The sequence below is a fragment of the Aquabacterium sp. genome (assembly GCF_035476535.1).
In the GTDB taxonomy this organism is placed as follows: Bacteria; Pseudomonadota; Gammaproteobacteria; order Burkholderiales; family Burkholderiaceae_C; genus Pseudaquabacterium.
This window is the reverse complement of sequence record NZ_DATILJ010000150.1, coordinates 1-4938: the sequence shown is the minus strand read 5'-3', so window position 1 is coordinate 4938 and position 4938 is coordinate 1. Positions and strand designations below refer to the sequence as shown.

General features: G+C 70.4%; 5 protein-coding genes. 4 read left to right on the top strand and 1 reads right to left on the bottom strand.

Annotation, left to right across the window (positions count from 1 at the left end; genetic code table 11):
• The 4 genes from VLK61_RS14875 to VLK61_RS14860 all read left to right on the top strand — a co-directional run.
• The coding region (locus tag VLK61_RS14875) for an AMP-binding enzyme (protein WP_414636814.1) at positions 1-550 on the top strand (550 nt) is incomplete at its 5' end.
• A gap of 63 nt (positions 551-613) precedes the next feature.
• Positions 614-1561 (top strand): ribosome biogenesis GTPase YlqF, encoded by a 948-nt coding sequence (gene ylqF / locus VLK61_RS14870; protein WP_325422393.1) that lies wholly within the window; start codon positions 614-616, stop codon positions 1559-1561.
• A gap of 99 nt (positions 1562-1660) precedes the next feature.
• Positions 1661-1834, top strand: a complete 174-nt coding sequence (locus tag VLK61_RS14865; protein WP_325422392.1) for a hypothetical protein — start codon at positions 1661-1663, stop codon at positions 1832-1834.
• 46 nt (positions 1835-1880) lie between these two features.
• Entirely contained in the window at positions 1881-2033 is a 153-nt protein-coding gene (locus VLK61_RS14860) for a DUF3096 domain-containing protein (protein ID WP_325422391.1), read from the top strand.
• A gap of 51 nt (positions 2034-2084) precedes the next feature.
• Here VLK61_RS14860 and VLK61_RS14855 read toward each other — a convergent pair.
• Positions 2085-4938: discoidin domain-containing protein (locus tag VLK61_RS14855; RefSeq protein ID WP_325422390.1), on the bottom strand; the 2854-nt coding region annotated here is incomplete at its 5' end.

The window sequence follows — 4938 nt, the reverse complement described above, 5'->3', positions numbered from 1 at the left end:
CGGCGACCTGGGCTTCATCGACGAACACGGCCGCGTGCACATCGCCGGCCGCGCCAAGGACCTGATCATCCGCAGCGGCCACAACATCGACCCGCTGATGATCGAGAACGCGATGGCCAGCCACCCGGCCGTGGCGCTGGCGGCCGCGGTGGGCATGCCGGATGCCTATGCCGGCGAACTGCCGGTGTGCTACGTGGCGCTGCGGCCCGGTGCCCAGGCCACCGAGGACGAGTTGCGCGACCACGCGCAGCAGACCATCGGCGAGCGCCCGGCCTGGCCCAAGCAGATCCACGTCGTCGAGACGATCCCGCTGACCACCGTGGGCAAGATCTACAAGCCGCAGCTGCGCTGCGATGCCGCGCAGCGGCTGGTGGCGCGTGTGCTGCGTGATCAGCTCGGCCTGGCCGACGCGCAAGTGCAGGTGCACGAAGGCGGCCGCCGCGGCATGCAGGTGAGCGTGCAGCTGACCGAAGCAGCGGGCGCCTCCGTCGCGGCCGTGGAGCAGGCGCTGGCCGGCTACCTGTTCGAGGCCCGCGTTACAGTGACCTGAAGCTGGCGGCGCGGGGTCGCTGCGGCCCCATGGCACCGATTGAACAGAGAAGCGCGCAGACACATGGCCATCCAGTGGTTCCCGGGTCACATGAACTCGACGAAGAAGGCCATCGTCGACCGCTTGCCGGACATCGACGTGGTGATCGAACTGCTCGACGCCCGGCTGCCCGGCTCCAGCGCCAACCCCTTGCTTGCCGAGCTGACCGCCGGCAAGCCCGCGCTGAAGCTGCTGAACAAGCAGGACCTCGCCGATGCCGAACTCACGGCCTTGTGGCTGGCGCATTACCAGGCCCAGCCCGGCACCAACGCGCTGGCACTCGATGCCAGTGAAACCGCGCCGGCGCGGCAGCTGATCCCGGCCTGCCGTGCGCTGGCCCCTTTGCGCGGCGGCATGGTCAAGCCGCTGCGCGTGCTGATCTGCGGCATCCCGAATGTCGGCAAGTCCACGCTGATCAACACGCTGGCCGGCCAGCGCGCGGCACTCACCGGCGACGAACCCGGCATCACCAAGCTCGAGCAGAAGATCGTGCTGGCCAACGACTTCTACCTGTTCGACACGCCGGGCATGCTGTGGCCACGCATCACCGTCGAACACAGCGGCTACCACCTGGCGGCCAGTGGCGGCATCGGCCGCAATGCCTACGATGAGCATGAGGTCGCGCTGGCGCTGCTGGCCAGCGTGCGCCCGCGTTACGCCGAGCGGCTGCAGGCACGCTATGCGCTGGGTGAACTGAGCACGCTGAGCGACGAGGAACTGCTGGCCGACATCGGCCGCAAGCGCGGCGGCCTGATGGCCGGCGGGCGCGTGAACCTGCAAAAGGCGGCCGAACTCGCGATCAACGACTTCCGCAGTGGCGCCTGGGGCCGCATCACGCTGGAAACACCTGACGAGTTCAGCACCTGGTGGGCTGCCGGCCAGGCGCTGGACGCCGAACGCCAGGCGCGGCGTGAGCGGCGGCAGCGCTCCCGCGGTAGGCAGCTTCCTACAGGCCATGGCGACAGCGGCTGATGGGCGCCAGCAGGAGGCCGGGCCTAGAGTGGAAGCATCCTGCACAGGGTCCGGATGGACCCGCTCGCGGGCCTCACCAAGCGTCACAAGGACACCACCATGTCTTTCTCACTCTATCTCGTCGGCTTCGTGTTGTTGACCGCCGGCATCGCCTGGGCGCTGATCACCGCCGGTGTCGCGGCCCTGTACGTGACGATCGCCAGCGTCATCCTGCTGGGCATCGGCATCATCACCGGCGTTGCCAGAACCCGCGCCAAGGACCCCTCGGGTTGATCGCGGCGCGGCCTGATCTGACCTTCCACCGCTTCGGAGAAACCGCTTGAACATCCACCTCAGCCTCGGTCCCCTGATCTCGCTGCTCGCCGGCATCCTCATCCTCGTGATGCCGAAGCTGCTGAACTACATCGTCGCGATCTACCTGATCGTGATCGGGCTGATCGGGCTGTTCGGCGCCGGCGGGCTGCGCCTGTAGGCGCAACGTCTCCGCCACGGCCGATCAAAGCCCCGGGGCAGCCAGCGCCGTTCAGCCGTCCGGCAATAGCACCCGGGCAGGCACGTGCGGGACGCGCAGCTCGCGGCCCTGCCACGTCGCGGCGGCACCGTCGATCGTGGCCGCCGGTAAGGCGCCCTCGCCGGGCCAGGCCAGCACCAGGCCGCCGGGCGGCAGGCGCAGACCGGCCTCGATGTCCAGCAGCACCGACGAGCCCTCTCGTCGCAGCCGGTAGCTCAGCCGGCCGTGGGGCGTGGCCAGGCCGCGCAGCGTCACGCCTTCGTTCAGCCACGACAGCGGCACGCCGGCGGCCAGCACCAGTGACTGGTCTGACTCGCGCTCGTAGGCCACCAGGTCCAGCACCGAACGGATGTAGTCCGACGAGATCCAGGCATGCGGCATGTCGCCGATGAAGCGTGGTTCTCGGGCCTCGCGGCCGACCACCTCGGCCCACTGGTTCCAGGCCGCCGGCCGGCGGTCGGCCATGAAGAAGCGCAGCAGCGCCTGCGCCCGATCGCGCCAGCCCAGGCGCACGAAAGCGCCGACGTTGCGCAGTTCGTAAGGCGTGTAGTCGGCCCAGACCTTGTGGCCGTCGCGGCGCTCGACGAAGCCTTGCCAATAACGCTCGAACGTGGCGTGCAGCAGCGCGGGCGGCAGATGCGCCTGCTCGCCGCCAGGCGTCAGCGCGATGGTCGTTGAAGTGGCATCGAAGTCGCCCAGTTCGGCCGCGCCCGGGATGAAGTCGATGCGGTGCCGCGCCGCGGCAGTGACGATGGAGGCCTGCAGGTCGGCGCGGAACTCGTCGCGCGCCACGGCGATGCGCTGCGCCGCGGTGCCATCGCCCAGTGCCTGGGCCAGGACCACTGCGTCCTTGTAGCCGCGCAGCGCCCAGAAGTCGTCCCAGTACGAATGCATGGCCTTGGCCGAGTAACCTTCGTGGCTGATCGAGGCCGGCATCAGGCCGTAGTTCGCCGCCTGCGCGCCGTGGCGGTTCTGCTCGCTGCGCTCGCTGGCGCGCAGGCCGTCCATGTAGCGCACGGCCGCGTCCACGTGCGGCCACAGGCGGCGCAGTTCCGCCTCGTCGCGGGTATAGCGGTAGAGCTCGGCAATGCTGAAGATCAGTTCGCCATGGCTGTCGTTTTCGGCCACCGGGTCGGCGCCGCGGCGGTCCACGCAGCAGGGCACCTTGCCGCTCTTGAACTGGTAGGGCGCGTACCAGTGCACGAAGTCGCGCGCGGCCTGCGTCTCGCCCAGGCGCAGCAGGCCCTCGGCCATCATCGCGCCGTCGCGCACCCAGGTGCGTGCATAGGCGCGCGTGCCCGGCTGCAGCGCCGGGCCGTCGCGCGAGATCAGCATCTGCGCATGGGCGCTGCGCAGCGTGTCGGCCAGTGGTTGCGCGGCCTGCGGCAGCGTCAGGCTCACACGGTTCAGCCGTTCATGCCACGCAGCGGCCACGGCGGCCTGCTGGCGTTCGGCCCACGCGTTGTCGGCCAGCGGGGGCAGCGCATCCAACCGCCCGGCCAGCGGCGCGAGCCAGGCAATGTCTCGCGACTCACCCGGCGCCAGATCCAGCGTGTAGCGCAGGGCCGCGCTCGCGGCGCCGAAGTCGTCGTTGACGCGCAGTAGCGGTGCGGTGCCTTCCGGTGCGGCGAGCCGCTCGACCACGTCGCCGGCGTCGAAGCTGCTGCCGATCACGTCAGCCGGTGCCTGCAGCGGCCACAGCCGCGGCTGGCCGTTGACCGCCAGCGCGCCACCCTGCACCGCGAGTGCCGTCACGCGGGCAGCGCCGCCGGCGTCATTGAGGAACTGCGTGGCCGGGTTCACCTGCAGCGGCCGCACGGCCAGCGCCAGCGTCAGGCGCCGACGCTGCATGCTCGGGTTGCTGACGCGGTAGCGCATCAGCAGCTGCGATTGCTCGCGGGTGCCGATGGCCACCGCGGTGATGTCCAGCACGGCCTGGGCATGCTGCCAGTGCACGCTGGGGATCGGCAGGTGCTGGTCCTGCAACGATTGCGTGATCGTGGCGTCGGCCCAGCTGATCAGCTGGCCGTCGGCAACGAGGAAGGGCTCGACCGAGAAGCCGCCCTTGCCCACCTCGATGGCGCCGTCTTCGCCGAACAGCGCGCTGCTGGCGCCGCCGCCATCCACGCCCACCACCGTCCAGTACGGCTGTTCGCCGCGCCAGCCGCGCGGATAGTGACCGCGCGGCGCCTCGCGGGCCAGCGCTTGCAGAAAGCTGTTGCGGCTGGCGCCCCAGGCCAGGTCTTTGACCTCGATCTCCGCCAGCGCGTAACGCGGGCCGGCGCCGTGCGCCAGCCGCAGGCGCAGGAAGCGCGCTTCTGATTCGGTCAACAGCAGCGGCTGCACGGAGCGTTGGCCGTCGGTGACGCGGCGCACCGTCGTCCAGCGCCGGCCATCGTCGGACAGCTGCAGGTCATAACGCGTAGCCTGAGCGCCCGCACGCCAGTGCAGCACCAGGCCGCCGAATTCACGCACGCGGCCGAAATCGACAATCAGCGTCTGCGGCCGGCGTGCATCGCTGCGCCAGCTGCTGTCCGGCTGGCCATCCATCGCCATCGCGGCGGCATGGCCCGCCTCGGCGCTCGACGCGCTCAGGCGCGGCGGCGGCAGCGGCGCGTCGGTCGCCGGCAGGGCCTGCAGCCGCAACTCGTCGAGGCATACCGTGCCCTGGCCGCCCCCCTGGCCGCTGGCGATGACGAACTCCAGCGCGGCGGCACGGCGCAGCTGCTTGTCCTCGGTCGGCCCCCAGGCGAAATCGATCTGGCGCCGGCGGACCTTCAGCTGTTGCCACTCATGCGGCGGCGTGAAGTCGCTGCGGTTCATCCACCAGACGTTGTCGCCGCTGGCATCGACGAACTTGATCTGG